Origin of the sequence: Achromobacter sp. RW408, from assembly GCF_003184165.1 — a bacterium.
GTDB classification, from domain to species: Bacteria; Pseudomonadota; Gammaproteobacteria; order Burkholderiales; family Burkholderiaceae_B; genus Achromobacter; species Achromobacter xylosoxidans.
Genome location: NZ_QHHO01000037.1, coordinates 1 through 393 on the forward strand (window position 1 = coordinate 1; position 393 = coordinate 393).

1 protein-coding gene is annotated in these 393 nt (G+C 69.7%); it reads right to left on the reverse strand.

Annotated elements, in window-relative coordinates; translation table 11 throughout:
• Positions 1 to 243, reverse strand: a 243-nt coding sequence (locus DK459_RS07545; RefSeq protein ID WP_146221882.1) for a PCC domain-containing protein, incomplete at its 3' end; no start/stop codon positions are given.
• Between the last annotated feature and the right edge of the window lie 150 nt (positions 244 to 393).

Consider the following 393-nt stretch of genomic DNA (forward strand, 5'->3'; position numbering starts at 1 on the left):
CGCGCGCACCTCTCCCGCCAGGCTCACGATCTCCACCGCCGGCCCCTCCAGCTGCCGCACCTCCCCGCCCCGCGCATACAGGCAGGCATCCACCAGGCTCCCAAGCGCGCCGCGCACGAAGGCGTTGCGAAACCCCTCCGCCAGGCACAGCTTCTCCACCCCCTGCACCAGATCCTCGTTGGGCCCGATGCGCGCATACGCCACCCGCCCCATGCTCCCGCTTTCGACCTCGGCCGGCATCATCGTCAGATCTCCCGCGGCTGCAGTAGCCGCAAATTGGTTTCGGCGTCATAAGTGGCGCGCAGTTCGAAGCCTTCCAGCGCCGTCACCAGTACCGTCACCGGCCCCGCGCCCACGATCGTGGTCTGCGGGATCAGGTGCCCGCCCAGCAGC